We start from the raw sequence: 16,826 nt of genomic DNA on the forward strand, positions 1-16,826 counted from the left end.
TTTTTCGATTCCGATTCGTTCTTTGCGAACAAAATGGAGTCGGATGGAGAACGATTATGGTGCGTGATCCCTGTAGCCCGCATGAGCGAAGCGATATGCGGGGCCCGATCGCGTACTCTGAGAGCGGTCCCGGATGTCGCTTCGCTCATCCGGGCTACGCAGTCATGTGGCCGAGAGCGCCAGGAAACGCGCGACCTCTCGGTTAAATCGATCCGGCAGCTCAACATTGAGGATGTGAACGCCGGGCAGCAGAACGAGCTTGGCATCGGTGATTGTCGCGGCGATATCAGCGCTGTGGCGGGCCCGCGTGACGGTGTCGCTCTCGCCGCCGATGACGAGCGTTGGCGCCGCAATCAGCGAGATGACGCGGCGGAGATCGACGTCGCGCAGGGCCGCGTAGCATCCGGCGAGACCGCGCGGCGGCGTGGTCAGCACCATGTTGCGGAATTCGTCGACAATGTCGTTCGGTGCAGCCAGCATCGCCGCCGGAAACCAGTTGCGCATGAAGCCGTCCGCGATTCCATTCATATCCGGGGCAGCCAGCGCCGCGCGGATCTGGTCGTCGAACGGCAGCTCGGACGCCAGATAGGGCGCGGTGTTCGAGAGGATCAGGCGATCGATGCGGTCAGGCGCGAAGATGGCGAGCCATTGCCCGATAAAGCCGCCTAGCGACAGACCGAGGAAATGGGCGCGATCGATCGCGAGGTGGTCGAGCAGTTCGACCACGTCGCGGCCGAGCCGATCCATCGAGTATGCGCCGACCGGCGCGTCTGAACCGCCATGACCGCGGGTGTCGTAGCGGAGCACGCGAAACGAGCGGGTGAGGGCGGGCATTGAGCGATCCCACATGTGCAGGTTGGTGGCTATCGAGTTCGACAGCGCGAGCACCGGCCGATCGTCGGGACCGTCGATACGGTACGCAATCCGGCAGCCATCCGCCGTGGTGAAGTGTCGATCGCCGCTCATCTCGTCAGTCCCTTGTGCTGGAGGAAGCCGCCAGGCTTCGCGTCGAGCCAGGCTAGGACTCGCGCCTTCGAAGAAAAATTACTAAGATTGATCGATCTCTGTAGGTTTTATGGACAATGGATCGGATCAAGCTGCACGATTTGCGCTGCTTTGACGCTGTCGCGACCAAGGGAAGCTTTCAGGCCGCCGGCACCGCTCTGAACCGGTCGCACCCGTCGGTGTTCGCGGCGGTCGCCCGGCTCGAGCAGCAGCTCGGCCTCACGCTGTTCGATCGCAGCGGATACCGCATCGGGCTGACGGACGCCGGCCGGACGTTTCACGCACGCGCGCAGGTGACGCTGCGCGAGTTCGAGCTGCTGCAGAGCTATGCGGAGCAGCTTGCCGGCGGAGAAGAGGTCGTCCTGCGCATCGTCATCGGCGACCTGTGCCCACGGCCGCCGGTGCTGCAGATGCTCTCCGGGTTCTTTGCCCGCTATCCCAACACGCGCCTGCACCTGGAATATGAGGCGGTCGGCGGACCGCTCGAGCGCCTGATCGATGATAACGCTGATCTGGTGTTTCATCGCGCGGAGCCGTCAGATCCGCGCTTCGAACAGATCAAGCTCTCGACCACCGCCATGGTGCCGGTTGTCGCTCCCGGCTTTCTGCCATTTGCGTGGACGAAGAAGGTCACGCCGGAGCACATGCGCCCCTTCACGCAGTGCGTGATCCGCGACACGGCGCGGCGACCGTCGTCGGAAAACTTCTTCCTGATCGACGGTGCGCATCAGTGCAGCGTGCCAGACCAGATGATGAAGAAGGAGTTGATCCTGCATCGTCTCGCCTGGGGCCATCTGCCTGCGTGGCTGATCGAGGACGAGCTGCGGGACGGCAGGCTGATCAGTATCGCCGGACCGAACTTTCCGGGCCGCGAGGAAAATCTTGCGGCCGTCCGTCGACGTCAACATTTGCAAGGACCGGTCGCCGAAGCGCTCTGGCTTCACCTCAAGAGCTGGCGGCTGACCCGCGCAAGGCGCGGCCGAATAATTGGCGCGCAGTAACCCGACGCAGTGACGTCGTCGATGGATGTCCGGTTACGCGTGCGCTCATCCGCCGAACAAAGTGCCGCGGCATCGAAGTCGCGCAATGTCTTGTTAAGAATCGCTTCGCGCCGATTTTTCGATTCCGATTCGTTCCTCGCGAACAAACTGGAGTCGGATCGGGAACGTGGCCGTGGTGCGGTTCATCGCTCGATCAGTGATGCGGGAGAACGCAGTGCACCTGAAATGCGCCGCGATGTTCCGCGCCGAGAGCAATAATCTCATCATGATACAACATCGATTGTTCGGATGCGGCCGGTGTATATGCGTTGTTAACGTCTGGATCGCGCCGATTTTCCTGATTCCGATTCGTTCCCCGCGAACAAATTGGAGTCGGATCGCGAACCCAGTTGTGGTGCGGCCCACAGGAGCAATGTGCAGTCTGTGCCATTGCTCGTGCGGCAAAGCGGAGAGCTTGGCGCCGATCGCGCGACGTTGTTAGGGAACGATCGTATAAGTTGTAATGAATAGTTGCTGCCTGGCAACATTGGAAAACGATTTAAGGTAGCAATTCATCGCACCGCAATTATGTGACTGAATGTTTCATCCCGGAGCGCTAGCGTGGGGTGGGGCTGATTTGTGGAGACCGCGGATGGATGCACCGCGAACTCGATCGGCCTTGATTCCATCGACGAAGCCAGCCGAAGCCGCGGTCGGATCCAATCGACAGCGCGCATGTTCCGCTTCGACGGAGCGACATTGGCAGACGCGGGTCCGCCCTTTTTTGTTGGGGACCGCGGCGTCGCTCGTTTCCGGCAACGTCGCGATCGGCGCGGACAGAATCCATCTGGGCTTCGATGGCTATCGTTCCGCGACCAATGACTATTGCATTAACGCGAGCAGCGTGCAGGGCGATCCGCAGACTGGTTTCATGTGGCGCTTCAGCAAGAGCGGAACGCTCAGCGGCGGACCCACCTTCCTCGATTTGCGAACAGACACTGCAACCGAGGTGTTTCCGCCGTCGTTCGATGACCATGAGAAGTTCAGGGCCTATGGCGGCGTCCTGGGACCGCTGGTCGGCGAGAAGTCGGTCTCGAATGAGGTGAATGCATTCACCAACCAGCTATGTTCGATATCGCCACCGCCGCCGCCGGGGCCGCCGGGGCCAATTCCGCGGCTTCCGCGGCACTGGAACGGCTTCATACCATTTCCACATCCCGGACCGTTCCCGCCGCCACCGCCGCCACCACCACCGCCGCCTCCACCGCCTCCACCGCCTCCACCGCCGCCGCCGCCACCACCACCACCACCACCTGGGCCGCCACCACCCATGCCGGTGCCGCACGCGAATCTCGCACGCGCGCTCGGGACCGACTTTGCGCGCAGTTACTTCATCTCGGACGCGATTCTCGCCGGGTTCAACCAGTACGCAAGCGTCGCCACCAGTCCGACCTCGGCATCGATGGGCCACGGCTGGCATGCCTGGATGACACCGCGCCAGGTCAACTACACCGACCGGGTTGTCGGGCTCACGTCGCAAGGCACGCTACAGGAACTTACATACGGGCTCGACTATCGTGTCAGCCCGGACCTCGTTGTGGGCTTTGCGTTCAATCCGGAAAGCACCAAAGTCACGTACGACGGACTGAATGCGTCGATCTACCAGTCGGGAATCGGCGGAGGGCCCTATCTGGGGTGGCTCATCAGCCCAACGACGCTGTTCGATGCCTGGCTCGGCTACGTGCGGCTCGACCGTGCCTTCGACGTGTTCGGGCACGGCGCCAACATGCCAGTCGACCGCGCCTTCCTGTCCACGAGCATCACCCAGATCATCGATACGCCGTGGATGCGTGTCCTGCCCCGGTTCACGCTTTTTCATGCGCACGACGAGGTCTCGGGTGTTACAAGCAGTCAGGGATTTCCGATCCCCGGCCAAGGTTATAGCTGGGGTCACGTCGAAGGTTCCGTGGAGGTCAATCGAGACTTTGTGCTCGACCAGCGACTTCTGCTGCAGCCGTTCGTCCAGGCCACGTTGCGGTACGACACTCAGCAGTTGGTCGATACTGTCACCACGATCGACGGCACCGACGTCGGGCTCACACGCTGGCATGGACAATTGCGCGGCGGCGTCCGCGCCCAGCTCGGGTCACAAGCCGAACTGTGGCTGTCGGGCGGCTATCTGTCATTCTTCACGCCTGGCATCGATGCCTGGGAGGCGAAAGCGCATTTCCGGATGCGGTTCGACGAGGCGAGTTCCGCCTTTGCCGCGTATATGCCAGTCAAGGCGCCGCCGCTACCGGTCGTCCCCTTTGGCTGGACCGGCTGCAGCGTCGGCGTGAATGCCGGTTATGGTTCGGCCAAGGCTCGCTTCGATTCCGCTCCAAACGACGTCATCGTTGATTTTGCGCAAATCGCCGGAGCCGTCCCGCAACTTGCCGCCCAGCAGGCGACTTCGGCCGCTTCACAACGCGCTGGAGGGATTACGGCGGGCGCTGGCGTCTCCTGCAATGTGCAATACGACAAGACAGTCATTGGGCTCGAAACGGATATCAACTACACCGATCTACGATCATCCGAGTTGCGGGGACCGTTCCCGCTCGCGGCCGGGGTATCCAACACCTGGGAAAACAGTTTCCGATCGAATTACCTCGGCACCGTCCGCGGACGCCTGGGGTTGCTCGTAAACCCATCGAATATGCTGTACGCGACTGCAGGATTGGCCTATGCGGACTATGCCTTTTCGACTGCAATTGATTTTCCCGGATCCACGGGCTTTAGATTCGCGGGCTCCGACTCCCGCGTGAAACCTGGCTGGACGGCGGGCCTCGGCTGGGAGACTGTTGTGAGCGGCCCGTGGACGGCCAAGTTCGAGTATCTCCATGTCGATCTCGGTGATCGGACGGCTCCGGCACCACAAAACGTGGGCGCGCTAAGCCCATTCGCATGGACGCACTCGGCCAAATTGACTGAGGAAATCGTTCGCGTAGGGTTGAGCTACAAATTTGCCGGTCCGCCAAACAGCGGTCGGGGCTGGTTTTCGCAATGAGGCCCGATGCCGAAGCTCATCGCCTACACATTGGACGGCCATGCGGTTCGGATCCGCCCTGCATCGCCCGACCGCGACTGGATGGATGCGACCGACCAACGTTATGCGTACCGTTGCCTGCCGCTCAACATTGCAAACGCCCATGGCTGGGAGCTGCTCTGTCCGTCGGGCTTCTCGGCTCGCTGGGACGGGCTCAATCACAAGGAAACCATTCGGATCAAGCCTGATCTCGGCACCGACGCGCCGGCTGTGAGCCACTTCGGACATGGCGTGTTGACCTTCCACGTCCCGTGCCTGTTCCGCACCGATCCCGGTTTCGACCTCTTTGTCACCGGACCCATCAACAGGCCGAAAGATGCCATTGCGCCGTTGAGCGGGATCATCGAGACGGATTGGTCGCCGTACACCTTCACGATGAATTGGCGATTCACGCGCTCGAATACAAAGATACGATTTGAGCAGGGCGAGCCATATTGCCATCTTTTTCCGATTGAGCGTGGCAGCCTCGAGCGGATCGAGCCGGAGACGTTGCCATTGTCGAAAGCACCCGACATCGAGCGCGAGCACAGGCTGTGGTCCGAAGGTCGCAACGCCTTCAATACCGATCTGCAGGATCCGGGATCGGGAGCAACGCAGCAGCGCTGGCAAAAAACATATTTTCGTGGCCTCAATCCGTCGGGCGAGGAAGCGCATGCGGACCACCGAAGCCGGCTTCGCCTGAAGGATTTCGTGTCAAAGGATTAGGCCGGCCGACGCGCAGAATTATGCCGACAGCGCAGGGCCGACATCGGGCCGAACGAAGCGCAATCGCAGCGCCCCGATCTGCTCAGCCCTTGTCTCTACCGCGTCTGCACCCGGGTCGAAGGGTTGTTCGATCGGATCCGTTGGGCCGCGACGTGATCCGGCAAGCTTGCTGTAAACGACGTCGCCTGCGTTCAGCTTGCCTCCATTCGGTCGCTCTGATGCGGCAGACGTGCACGCCTTGTTAAGGTTTTGGCGGCGCCGATTTGCGCGATTCCGATTCGTTCTTTGCGAACAAATTGGAGTCAGATGCAGAACATCGCCGTGGCGCGCGCAGCGTTTCTCTGTTCCACTCGGTGCGCACGAGAGAGAGCGGATCGATGGCCAGGAAAGCAAGGAAGAAAGCAAGGAAGAAAGCAAGCAGGACAACAAGCACGAAAGCGCGAGCGCCCGCATCGGAGCGCACCGTGCTGGCGATCGACGTCGGCGGCACGCATGTGAAGGTTATGACCGACAAGGAGCGCATCAAGCGCGAATTCGAGTCAGGTCCAACGCTGTCCGCGACCGAGATGGTGCGGCAGGTCAAGCTGCTCACCAAGGACTGGTCATATGATGTGATCTCGGTCGGCTATCCGGGACCCGTCGTTCACAACCGTCCGCTGACCGAGCCTCACAATCTCGGACGCGGCTGGGCCGGCTTCGATTTTCACCGGGCGTTCGGCCGCCCGACCAGGGTCGTCAACGATGCGCTGATGCAGGCGATCGGCAGCTATCAGGGCGGCCGGATGCTGTTTCTCGGCCTCGGCACCGGCCTCGGCTCCGCGATGATCGTGGATGGTGTTTACGAGCCGATGGAGCTTGGTCATTTGCCGTACCGCAAGGGCGCGACGTTCGAGGATTATGTCGGCGTCGCGGGTTTCGAGCGCCGCGGCCGGAAGAAATGGCGCAAGAGCGTCGACGACGTCATCGCGCGGCTGTCCGCCGCGCTGGAGCCCGAGTACATCGTGCTCGGCGGCGGCAATGCCGACAAGGTCGACAACCCGCCGCCCAAGGTGAGGTTCGGCGACAACGCCAACGCATTCGAGGGCGGATTTCGGATGTGGAAGAAGAGAGCGCGCAAGGCGAACGGCGCGCGTCGATGAAACCGGAACCGCCACCAAATCGCCGCAACTGCCGAAGTTTCGCGCTGCTTCGTCACCCCTGTTGTCGGAACTGATGGGTGCGCCGCTCGTTTTATGCGGCATAACATCCCGTTCCATGAGGAGTGAGCCATGCGAAGTTTCATTATTCCCGCGATCGCGGCCCTGGCGATCGGCGCAGCGACGCCGGCGATGGCCTACGATTCCGGCAGCCAGATCTCGATGGAAGCCGCGCTCGATGTCGCGACCAATCTCGGCATCGTGACGGTGTCCAACACCCAGTTCCTCGGCGACGAGTGGGAGGTCGAGGGGCGTGATCGCCTCGGCCGCTGGATGCAGGTCGATGTCGATGCGCGGACCGGCGAGGTGCGCAACGTGGATCGCGGCTGGTAGCCCGCGTCTTCACCACTGCGTGACAATTCGGAACGGCCGGCGGAGCAGGGCGCACGCCGGCCGTTCGTTATCCAGAACTGTCTGATGCCGTGCTTTGGCTGAATGGCATAAAGCTGGGGTATGCTGGTCCCATCATTCCGGGAATCGCCGTCAGCGCGGCGGCCCGTGAACAGGAGACCGGCCATGACAAAACCGTTTCCGTCCAAAACCCATATCGGCAATCACCTGCTGCATCCGGAAACCCAGATGCTGAACTACGGCTACGATCCGCAGCTGTCGGAGGGCGCCGTCAAACCGCCCGTGTTCCTGACCTCGACCTTCGTGTTCCGCACCGCCGAGGACGGCAAGGACTTTTTCGACTTTGTCGCGGGCCGGCGCGAGCCTCCGGAAGGCATGGGAGCGGGGCTGGTCTATTCGCGCTTCAATCATCCGAACAGCGAGATCGTCGAGGACCGGCTTGCGATCTACGAGCGCACCGAGAGCTGCGCGCTGTTCTCCTCCGGCATGTCGGCGATCTCGACCACGGTGCTGGCCTTCGCGCGGCCCGGCGACGTGATCCTGCATTCGCAGCCGCTCTATGGCGGCACCGAGACGCTGTTCACCAGGACGCTGGCGGGCTTCTCGATTCACGCCGTGGGCTTTGCCGACGGCCTCGACGAGAGTGTCATCCGCGCCGCTGCCGACGAGGCGATGAAGAAGGGCCGCGTCGCGATGATCTTCATCGAGACGCCGGCCAATCCGACCAACGGCCTGGTCGATATCGCGCTGACGCGGCGCATCGCCGACGCGATCGGCAAGGCACAGGGCCATACGCCGATCATCGCCTGCGACAACACGCTGCTCGGGCCCGTGTTTCAGCGGCCGATCGAGCACGGCGCCGATCTGTCGCTGTACTCGCTGACGAAATATGTCGGCGGCCATTCCGACCTGATTGCGGGCGCGGCGCTCGGCTCGAAGAAGCTGATGAAGGACGTCAAGGCGCTGCGCGGCGCGATCGGCACCCAGCTCGATCCGCATTCCTGCTGGATGATCAGCCGTTCGCTGGAAACGCTCAGCCTGCGCATGGAAAAGGCCGACCGCAACGCGCGGATCGTCGCCGACTATCTGCGCGATCACCCCAAGGTGGCGCAGGTGCATTATCTCGGCCATCACGATCCGGCGTCCCCCGCGGGGCGTGTGTTCGCGAGCCAAAGCAGCGGCGCCGGTTCGACCTTCTCGTTCGACATCGTCGGCGGGCAGCAGGCGGCGGAGAAATTCCTCAACGCGCTGCAGATATTCAAGCTCGCGGTCAGTCTCGGCGGCACCGAGTCGCTCGCGAGCCTGCCGGCCACCATGACGCATTCCGGCGTACCGGCCGATATCCGCAAGCGGATCGGCGTGCTGGATTCGACGATCCGGCTCTCGATCGGGATCGAGCATCCATCCGACCTGGTGGCCGACATCGCGCAGGCGTTGAGCAGGGTGTGAGCTAGTCAAAAGCGTGTAGGATGGGTCGAGCGAACGGGCTACCAATTCCGGAGAGAGTGCATGCTAGCGATTACGGCGATCATCCGCGCGAAGAAGGGCCATGAGGCGGCGATGCGTCAGGCATTGCTCGATGTCGTCGAGCATGTCCGCGCCAACGAGCCGTCCACCCTCGGCTACTACGTCTCGCAGGATGTCGACAGTCCCCGGATATTTTCGACGTATGAGCGATACCCGGATCAGGCAGCCATGGACCGGCACAACAATTCGCCGGCCGTGGCGCGGTTCTTTGAGGTCGCGAAGCCGATCCTCGACGGCGAGGTGATCCTGGTCTTGGCGAACGAGATTGCGAGCAAGCGGGAGTAGGGCGTTCGCCGCCGGGTCACAAATAATAGCCTGCTCCGGAAAGGCTTCGCCGCAGCGCATTCATTCTCCGATTTGGGCGGCGCGGAGCATTGCAGACCGGCGCGGTCGGCAATTTCAGGACAAACCGATCGCGATGGTGCTGCGCTCGAAGCGAGCGTACACCCGGACAACGTTGACGCGGAGGCGGCGCGCCGTTATTGGCGGCGCGGAAAATTCCGACGCAACGATACGGGATGGTCTCGATGCAAGTGACTTTGATGAAGGGCAAGATTCATCGCGCGCACGTCACGGAAGCGGACTTGCATTACGAGGGATCGATTTCGATCGACCGCAATTTGATCGAGGCCGCCGGTTTCCTCATCAATGAACGCGTCGACATCTATAATGTCGACACCGGCGCGCGCTTCTCGACCTACGTGATCGAGGCGCCGGCGGGATCGGGCACCATCGGCCTCAACGGCGCGGCCGCGCGGCTCGCCATGGCCGGCGACAAGGTCATCATCGTCGCCTATGCCAGCTTCGACGCCGACGAGGCGCGCAAGTTTCATCCGCGGGTCGTGCTGGTCGACGACGAGAACCGGCCCATCGCGAAGGCCGCCGCCTCACCGGCGAAAGCATTGGCGGATGCGTAAGCCCGGCTGCGTCAGGCCTTCTTGACGAACTCCGATTTCAGATTCATCGCGCCGATGCCGTCGATCTTGCAGGCGATGTTGTGTCCGTCGCTGCCCTCGGTGAGGCGGATGTTCCTGACCTTGGTGCCACCCTTGACCACCGACGACGAGCCCTTGACCTTGAGGTCCTTGATCACGATCACGCTGTCGCCGTCGGTCAGCGGGTTGCCGTGCGCATCGCGCACGCCAGCTTCCGGCGCGGTCTCGGCGGCCGCGGCCGCGTCGGTGCTCCACTCATGGGCACATTCCGGGCAGACCCAGAGAACGCCGTCCTGATAGGCATGCTCGGAATTGCATTTCGGGCAGTTCATTGCGGCGTCCATGGTCGAGATCGTCTCCGTCGTTGCGGGCGCACCGTAGGGGCGCAGGCGGGCAAAGCAAGCGAAAATCCGGCGATTTAATGCGCAAAAGGGCGCAAAGGTGGCAAGCCGCCCGTCTACCGCGAATGCCGATGGAACGGTCTGTCGCTCTATCCGTTGCCGTTCGTCGCTCGGCATTGCGCCCCTGTGCTGCAGGGAACGGTTCACTGATCGTCGCGTCCGGGCCGGCAACTCATCCAAAGCAATCGGCTGATCCCAAACATGGACGCGGAAGATGAATCACAGAGACCCGGCTTTCGGCAGCCTTCGCACGTCGCTCGTCACCAGTGCCTTCACGTCGGCGTTGCTGGTGAGCGCAAGCCTTGTAAGCGCAAGCCTTGTGAGCGCAAGCCTTGCCCACGCACAGCCGGCAGCTTCGCGCGCGGATCATGGCAATGGTGGTCCCGGCGAGTTCGCCGACCTTGCGGAGAAGGTTGGGCCGGCCGTGATTGGCGTCAACGCCAAGGTCGCTGCGGCGGATGACGACGATTCTTCTCCCGGCCAGTCTCCCGGCGACTCTTCTGGGCCGGATGACTTGCCCGATCAGGACACGCCGGGGAGGGCCGTTCCGAATCCCGGCAGGCGCGGACCGGGCAATCTGCCGAAGCTGGGTGAGATGACATCGATCGGTTCGGGCTTCTTCATCTCGGCGGACGGCTATGCGGTGACGAACAATCACGTCCTCGGCGGCAGCGACCGCGCCGACGTTCGCACCAGCGACAACAAGGTCTACAAGGCGAAAGTGCTGGGCAAGGATCCGGTCAGCGACCTGGCTCTGCTCAAGGTCGATGGGCGGACCGACTTCAGCTATGTCAAGCTCGCCGATCAACCGCCGCGCACCGGCGATTGGGTGCTCGCGGCCGGCAATTCATTCGGCCTCGGAAACACCGTCACCGCAGGGATCGTCTCGGCGCGTGCGCGCGACCTGGAGACGGGATCTTCGGAAGATTTCGTCCAGATCGACGCGCGGATCAACCGCGGCGATTCCGGCGGGCCGAGCTTCAACACGCATGGCGAGGTGATCGGCGTGAACAGCCTGATCTTCTCGCCCTCCGGCGGCTCGGTCGGTGTCGCGTTCGCGATACCCGCCGATACCGTGAAGACGGTGATCCCGCAGCTGAAGGACAAGGGCACGGTCACGCGCGGCTGGATGGGCGCCCAGATTCAATCGATCACCCCCGGCATTGCCGAAAGCTTAGGTGCGGACAATCTGCACGGCGCGGTCGTGGTCGGCGTGCAGACCGGCGGCCCGGCCGCGAAGGCCGGATTGAAGCGGGGGGACGTGATCACCTCGGTCAATGACGAGCCGATCAAGAGCGCCAACGAGCTGACCAAGAAGGTTTATGCGGGAGCGCCGGGCAGTTCGGTCAAGCTTTCGATGCTGCGGGACCATGCGCCGAATTCGCTGAGCGTCACGCTCGGCCAGCTCGCGCAGTCGCAGGCGCCTGCCGGCGCGCCGAAGTGATCCCGCCCGTCCAGGGCAAGGCCATCGCATATGAGCTCGATCGCTCCACAAACTCGTCATGCCCGGGCTTGTCCCGGGCATCCACGTCTTTGTTTCCAGGCGAAGAAAGACGTGGATGGCCGGGACAAGCCCGGCCATGACGGTGCGGACAAGTCCATCTCCTCCCATATGCGATAGCCCTGCCGTTCAGGGCTAGGTCTGCGGCGTGATCCCGCCGGCCTTGGCGATCAGCTCGAACGATCGCAGCCGCTTCTGGTGATCGTAGACGTCGGACACGATCATCAGCTCGTCGGCGCCGGTCTCCGCGACCAGCGCGTCGATGCCGGCGCGCACCGTCGCGGGCGAGCCGATGATGGAGCGCGCGAGCATCCGCATCGCCTGCACCTTCTCCGCCGGCGACCAGTAGCTCTCGATGTCGTCGATCGGCGGCTGGCTGAGGCCGCGCGCACCGCGGAAGATGTTGGTGAACGACATCTGCTGCGTGGTCGCCAGCCGCCGCGCCTCCTCGTCGGTGTCGGCGGCGATGATGTTGACGCCGACCATGGTGTAGGGATGCGCGAGCTGCTCCGACGGCTTGAAGCGGGCGCGATAGATCTGCAGCGCCTGGATCAGCAGTTCGGGGGCGAAGTGCGAGGCGAAGGCGTAGGGCAGGCCGAGCTCGCCGGCCAGCATCGCGCCGAAATTGCTCGAGCCGAGAATCCACAGCGGCACGTCGGTGCCCGCGGCCGGCACCGCCTGGATGCGCTGGTTGGGACCGGCCGCGGCGAGGAAGGCCTGCACCTCGAGCACGTCCTGCGGAAAGTTCTCGGCGGATTCCGGCGTGCGGCGCAGCGCGCGCAGCGTGAGCTGGTCGGTGCCCGGCGCGCGGCCGAGGCCGAGGTCGATACGGTCCGGAAACAGCCGCGCCAGCGTGCCGAACTGCTCGGCGATGACGTAGGGCGCGTGGTTCGGCAGCATGATGCCGCCGGCGCCGACGCGGATGGTCTTGGTTCCCGCCGCGATGTGCCCGATCACGACCGACGTCGCGGCGCTGGCGATGCCCGCCATGTTGTGGTGCTCCGCCACCCAGATGCGGCGATAGCCGAGCGCCTCCGCATGCACGGCGACATCGCGCGCGTTATAGAGCGCGCCGCGCGCGTCGGTTTCCTCGGTGACGCGGACGAGATCGAGAATGGAGAGGGCGGCCACGGCGACTCCGGAACGTTAGGGACGGGAGCCGATGGTATTTGGCTGTGTCCAGGTGGATGCGAAACGGCAGGCGACGGCCGGTTCATGCAGATGCATATGGATGCGGTCGCCATGCCGGTCAATCCGCCAGATGCGATCGACGAAGCAGAGCTGCCCGTCCCAAAATATCGAAAACAACCCCATGCAAAGGGGCAGGTTGCCGCCGGCACTCGGAAGAGCGACTTGACGCGTCGGGCAAATCAGCGGTACGTTTCCATTATTCCGAAATTGTCGAAGTGCCCGCCGTTCGACGGCCGCCGGCCGAGAATCGTCGCGTCAGCCCCCAGACGATGGCGGCCGTGGCTGAAGTCGCGAGCAGGTGCTTCAAGGTGTGTCCGCTGACGAACCCGAGCGAGTTCGCGATCTGATGGTCGAGCACCTCGGCGATCTTGGCCAGAACGTACAGCGCCATCGCGGCGGCGAACGCTGCGCGATCGGCGCGCGGCGCATGATAGATCGACTGCCAGAGCGGGATCAGGATGAGCGGGAGCACCTGCAGCAGATACGGTCGCAGATCGCCCGCACCGCGCCTGTTGGTGATGACCCCGTTCGGACCCGGTCAATCCGTCCATCCGGAAGGTCGTTTGCATCATCGGTTCCAACAAAAAATGAACAATATTCAATAGTTGGCATGAAAATGAGCGGCGTTCAGGTTCATTTTTCAGGAGGGGCGATAATGCTGATGGAAGGTGCCAGGAGACCTCCGGCTTGCGCTCCACAGCAACGCGCGCAGTCTGTAGCCCGTAGCCCGCATGAGCGAAGCGATATGCGGGGGCCGGTGGCGTGTTCTTGCGAGGCGGATCCCGGATGTCGCTTCGCTCATCCGGGCTACTGGGACAGCGCGCAGGGCGCTTCAGCGACGCCCAACTTGCCGAAAATGTGCAGACGATGGCGGCTTACGCGCGCGGCCGATCCACCCTGCCTTCGCTGGGCGCCGACCCCGCAGCCTTCACCGATCCGATCCGGAGCGAGACCTATTCCCCAACTCATCTTCGGCCTGACCAGCCTATTGATCCTGGCCCGCTTCATCTGGCCGCTCGACTGGCCGCTCCCGGCAAAGATCGTCGCCGCGCTGCTGGTGCTGGTCGCCTTGCAGTTTCACCGCTGGAACAGGCTGTCGTCGGGATCGGAATTCTCGCCGGAGTTTCCGCGTCCGGTGGTCGTGCTGTTCAACTGGGCGTTCGGCGCGATCATGCTGCTGGCGCTGCTGCAACTGGCGCTCGATGCCGGGCTGCTGGTCACAGCGCTGTTCCACGGCGGCTTCGTCGGCGCGCCTGACGGCGTCCGCTACGCACTTGCTGGCGTGGCGGCCGCCGCCGCCGCGATCGGCGTGCATCAGGCGATGCGCATTCCGCCGCTCAGGGATGTCGAGGTCGGCATAAGCGGACTTCCGCGGCAGTTCGACGGCTACACCATCCTGCAACTGACCGATCTGCACATCAGCCGGCTGTTTCCCGCGCCATGGGCGCGCGCCGTGGTCGAGCGGTCGAACAAGCTCGGCGCCGACCTGATCGCGATCACCGGCGACCTGATCGACGGCACCATCGATGCGCGGCGGGGCGACATCGCGCCGCTGCGCGACCTGATGGCCGCCGACGGCGTCTACGTGATCTCGGGCAATCACGAATATATCTTCGGCTATGACGGCTGGATGGCGCACTACGAAGCGCTCGGCCTGCGCTCGCTCGAGAACCGGCACATCGTGCTCGAACGCGGCGCCGGCCGCCTGGTGATCGCAGGGATTACCGACCGCGCCTCGCGCCACCGGGGGCATTCGATCCGCGATCTTGCCGCGGTTCTCGATGGTGCCCCCAAGGGCGCGCCCGTCGTCCTGCTCGATCACCAGCCGAGCGACGCACGAAAGGCAGCCCGGCTCGGCGTGGCGCTGCAGCTCTCCGGACACACCCATGGCGGATTGATCCTGGGGATCGATCGCCTCGCCGCGCGCGCCAACGCCGGCTTCGTCTCGGGCCGCTACGATGTCGACGGGATGACGCTCTACGTCAACAACGGCACCGCGCTCTGGCCCGGCTTTGCCTTGCGGCTCGGCCGGCCGTCGGAATTGACGCGGATCACGTTGCGCGTGGCACCTGAGTGATTTGCTTCGCGTGCGATGATGCAAACGCATCGCCGTCACAAGAATACCTGAGGCATGAACGCGCCGCGGCAGCAGTAGCCCGCATGAGCGAAGCGATATGCGGGGCCGGTCGTGCATCCGGTGATGCTGGTCCCGGATATCGCTTCGCTCATCCGGGCTACGCTTGCTGTCAAACGGCTAGGTCGGTGTCATCACCCGCGAAAGCGGGTGATCCAGTATTCCAGAGACGCCGGTGCTGGAGCCGGGAGGCCGCGGCGTACTGGATCGCCCGGTCGAGCCGGGCGATGACGGGGTCGGTGAGGGCAGAGCGGGGCTGGTCGTGCGTCTGGTGACGTTGGTCCCGGATATCGCGGAGCCTGTCATCGGGCGCGCGTTCGCGCGACCCGTTGGCTCATCCGGGCTACGCTTGCCGGCTTTTGTTTCGGGCACTCCTGTGCAACGATGGTTGTCCGGAGATGCGGGTGGGGTGATTTGGACGTGGTCATGCTTTCGCGAACGCTTGTATTGGTTGCAGCTGCGCTCGTGCTCGGGACCTTGTCGGCGCGCGCGCAGCAAAGCACCGCGTATGATGCGTGCATGGACAAAGCCGAAGGGACGTCAACGAAGATGCTCGCATGCGGCAAGGCCGCAATCGGGCAGTGGGACGTCAGGCTCAACACCGCCTATCAAGCGCTTCTCGCAAGGTCGAAGGGCGAGGCGCACGCGCAATTGCAGACCGAGCAGCGGGCCTGGCTGAAGCATCATCTGGGCGAAACCCATCGCCTCGCCGCGGACCCCAACAACGGGTCCGTCGCGTTCCTCGACTCCCAGGCGTTCGAATTGAAGGATATCGCCGACCGCACGCTGCTTCTTGAAAAGCGTGCCAGCCAGTAGCCCGCATGAGCGAAGCGACATGCGGGATTGATCTTGTGAGTTGCGTCGCGGAGCCTGTCGTCGGGCGCGCATTTCGCGCGACCCGTTGGCTCTCATCCGGGCTACGCTTGCTGCGCGCTCATCGTTTCGGGGTGCGCCCGCGGATCCGGTCAAAGCCTTGCTTGATTGCGGCGAAGCGCGCGTCGACAATCGGTTCAAACTCGAGGTCGGTGAAGATATATGGCCAGTCGTTTTCGACCCCTTCGCGGACGAGTTCACCGACATAGTTGGGATCGATGCCCTGAGAGACGCGTTGGCGGATCAGATTGATCTGCTCGGCAATTGGGCCCGACGTCGGCAAGGCACGGACCGCCCCCTCGAAGCGCTTGGGAAGGTTGCGCCTTGAGTTCGCGATTTGCGTCCGGATGAACCCGGGACACAGCACCGATACGCCAATCCCGCGGGGCGCAAGTTCAAGGCGCAGGCCCTCGGACAGCGCGACAACGCCGTATTTCGAAACATTGTATGCATTGCTCGCCCCTGAAATAAGACCGGCGATCGAGGCAGTGGAGACAATGTGTCCACCCTCGCCATGCTGCTCTATCAACGGTCCGAAAATCTCGATTCCCCAAATGGTCGCCATCAGGTTGACGCCCAGAGTCCAATCCCACGACGCGTCGGTCCAGGTGCCATAGGGCCCACCGCCACCAACGCCCGCGTTGTTGACGAGGATATGCACCTTGCCGTAGCGGGCAGTCGTGGCTTCGGCGGCCGCCGCGAGTTCGGATTTGATCGAGATGTCCGCTTTCACGCCGTCGACATCGACGTTGGTGCGCCTCAATTGCTCGAGCGCCGCGGATAGAGCCGCTTCTTCAATATCGCAAAGCATGACTTTAGCCCCCGCCTGAGCCAAAGCGGTCGCGATCCCCAATCCAATGCCTGACGCTGCGCCGGTCACGAACGCGGTCTTTCCAGCAAGTTCTTTCACGCGCATTCTCCTCCCGCAAGCCGAGACCCTTG

The 16,826-nt window shown here is 63.4% G+C and carries 16 protein-coding genes; 11 read left to right on the plus strand and 5 right to left on the minus strand.

Features of this window, described 5'->3' with window-relative positions; translation table 11 throughout:
* Nucleotides 1-162: 162 nt before the first annotated feature.
* A complete protein-coding gene (locus tag XI02_RS20620; RefSeq protein ID WP_018271367.1) occupies nucleotides 163-966 on the minus strand; it encodes an alpha/beta fold hydrolase in 804 nt (267 codons plus the stop codon).
* Nucleotides 967-1,082: 116 nt separating this feature from the next.
* On the opposite strand from XI02_RS20620, the gene XI02_RS20625 reads away from it, so the two are divergent.
* From XI02_RS20625 to panD, 8 genes are all read left to right on the plus strand, one after another.
* Nucleotides 1,083-2,006, plus strand: a complete 924-nt coding sequence (locus tag XI02_RS20625; protein ID WP_018271368.1) for a LysR family transcriptional regulator — start codon at nucleotides 1,083-1,085, stop codon at nucleotides 2,004-2,006.
* A gap of 631 nt (nucleotides 2,007-2,637) precedes the next feature.
* Complete coding sequence (locus XI02_RS20630; RefSeq protein ID WP_129964993.1) at nucleotides 2,638-5,031, plus strand: outer membrane beta-barrel protein; 2,394 nt, start codon at nucleotides 2,638-2,640, stop codon at nucleotides 5,029-5,031.
* 6 nt (nucleotides 5,032-5,037) lie between these two features.
* Nucleotides 5,038-5,775, plus strand: coding sequence for a DUF6065 family protein (locus XI02_RS20635; RefSeq protein ID WP_018271372.1), 738 nt, complete (start codon nucleotides 5,038-5,040; stop codon nucleotides 5,773-5,775).
* A 464-nt stretch (nucleotides 5,776-6,239) separates the two neighbouring features.
* Nucleotides 6,240-6,914: an ROK family protein gene (locus XI02_RS20640; RefSeq protein WP_018271373.1), complete on the plus strand. Its 675-nt coding sequence runs from the start codon at nucleotides 6,240-6,242 to the stop codon at nucleotides 6,912-6,914.
* Between the two features lie 129 nt (nucleotides 6,915-7,043).
* Nucleotides 7,044-7,304, plus strand: a complete 261-nt coding sequence (locus XI02_RS20645; protein ID WP_016842771.1) for a PepSY domain-containing protein — start codon at nucleotides 7,044-7,046, stop codon at nucleotides 7,302-7,304.
* 183 nt (nucleotides 7,305-7,487) lie between these two features.
* Entirely contained in the window at nucleotides 7,488-8,771 is a 1,284-nt protein-coding gene (locus tag XI02_RS20650) for a cystathionine gamma-synthase family protein (RefSeq protein ID WP_018271374.1), read from the plus strand.
* Between the two features lie 60 nt (nucleotides 8,772-8,831).
* The gene (locus XI02_RS20655; protein ID WP_018271375.1) at nucleotides 8,832-9,134 is read left to right on the plus strand and encodes a putative quinol monooxygenase; all 303 of its coding nucleotides are present in this window, start codon (nucleotides 8,832-8,834) and stop codon (nucleotides 9,132-9,134) included.
* Between the two features lie 242 nt (nucleotides 9,135-9,376).
* Complete coding sequence (gene panD, locus XI02_RS20660) at nucleotides 9,377-9,766, plus strand: aspartate 1-decarboxylase (protein ID WP_051110167.1); 390 nt, start codon at nucleotides 9,377-9,379, stop codon at nucleotides 9,764-9,766.
* A gap of 11 nt (nucleotides 9,767-9,777) precedes the next feature.
* On the opposite strand, the gene XI02_RS20665 is transcribed toward panD, so the two are convergent.
* A complete protein-coding gene (locus tag XI02_RS20665; protein WP_018271377.1) occupies nucleotides 9,778-10,128 on the minus strand; it encodes a zinc ribbon domain-containing protein YjdM in 351 nt (116 codons plus the stop codon).
* Between the two features lie 271 nt (nucleotides 10,129-10,399).
* On the opposite strand from XI02_RS20665, the gene XI02_RS20670 reads away from it, so the two are divergent.
* Nucleotides 10,400-11,629 carry a S1C family serine protease gene (locus tag XI02_RS20670; RefSeq protein WP_018271378.1) on the plus strand — a complete coding sequence of 410 codons (1,230 nt, stop codon included), beginning with the start codon at nucleotides 10,400-10,402 and terminating at the stop codon, nucleotides 11,627-11,629.
* A 192-nt stretch (nucleotides 11,630-11,821) separates the two neighbouring features.
* Here the strand turns inward: XI02_RS20670 and XI02_RS20675 are convergent, their stop codons facing one another.
* Both XI02_RS20675 and XI02_RS20680 read right to left on the minus strand, forming a co-directional pair.
* Nucleotides 11,822-12,817: an LLM class flavin-dependent oxidoreductase gene (locus tag XI02_RS20675; protein ID WP_018271379.1), complete on the minus strand. Its 996-nt coding sequence runs from the start codon at nucleotides 12,815-12,817 to the stop codon at nucleotides 11,822-11,824.
* A gap of 256 nt (nucleotides 12,818-13,073) precedes the next feature.
* A complete protein-coding gene (locus XI02_RS20680; protein WP_018271381.1) occupies nucleotides 13,074-13,349 on the minus strand; it encodes a hypothetical protein in 276 nt (91 codons plus the stop codon).
* Between the two features lie 483 nt (nucleotides 13,350-13,832).
* Here XI02_RS20680 and XI02_RS20685 point away from each other — a divergent pair, with 483 nt between their 5' ends.
* Nucleotides 13,833-14,954, plus strand: a complete 1,122-nt coding sequence (locus XI02_RS20685) for a metallophosphoesterase (protein ID WP_026192704.1) — start codon at nucleotides 13,833-13,835, stop codon at nucleotides 14,952-14,954.
* Nucleotides 14,955-15,431: 477 nt separating this feature from the next.
* Nucleotides 15,432-15,827, plus strand: a complete 396-nt coding sequence (locus tag XI02_RS20690) for a lysozyme inhibitor LprI family protein (protein WP_244620887.1) — start codon at nucleotides 15,432-15,434, stop codon at nucleotides 15,825-15,827.
* Between the two features lie 118 nt (nucleotides 15,828-15,945).
* Here XI02_RS20690 and XI02_RS20695 read toward each other — a convergent pair whose 3' ends face one another.
* The gene (locus XI02_RS20695) at nucleotides 15,946-16,794 is read right to left on the minus strand and encodes an SDR family NAD(P)-dependent oxidoreductase (protein ID WP_026192706.1); all 849 of its coding nucleotides are present in this window, start codon (nucleotides 16,792-16,794) and stop codon (nucleotides 15,946-15,948) included.
* Between the last annotated feature and the right edge of the window lie 32 nt (nucleotides 16,795-16,826).

Source organism: Bradyrhizobium sp. CCBAU 21365, assembly GCF_015291305.1.
Taxonomy (GTDB): Bacteria; Pseudomonadota; Alphaproteobacteria; order Rhizobiales; family Xanthobacteraceae; genus Bradyrhizobium; species Bradyrhizobium elkanii.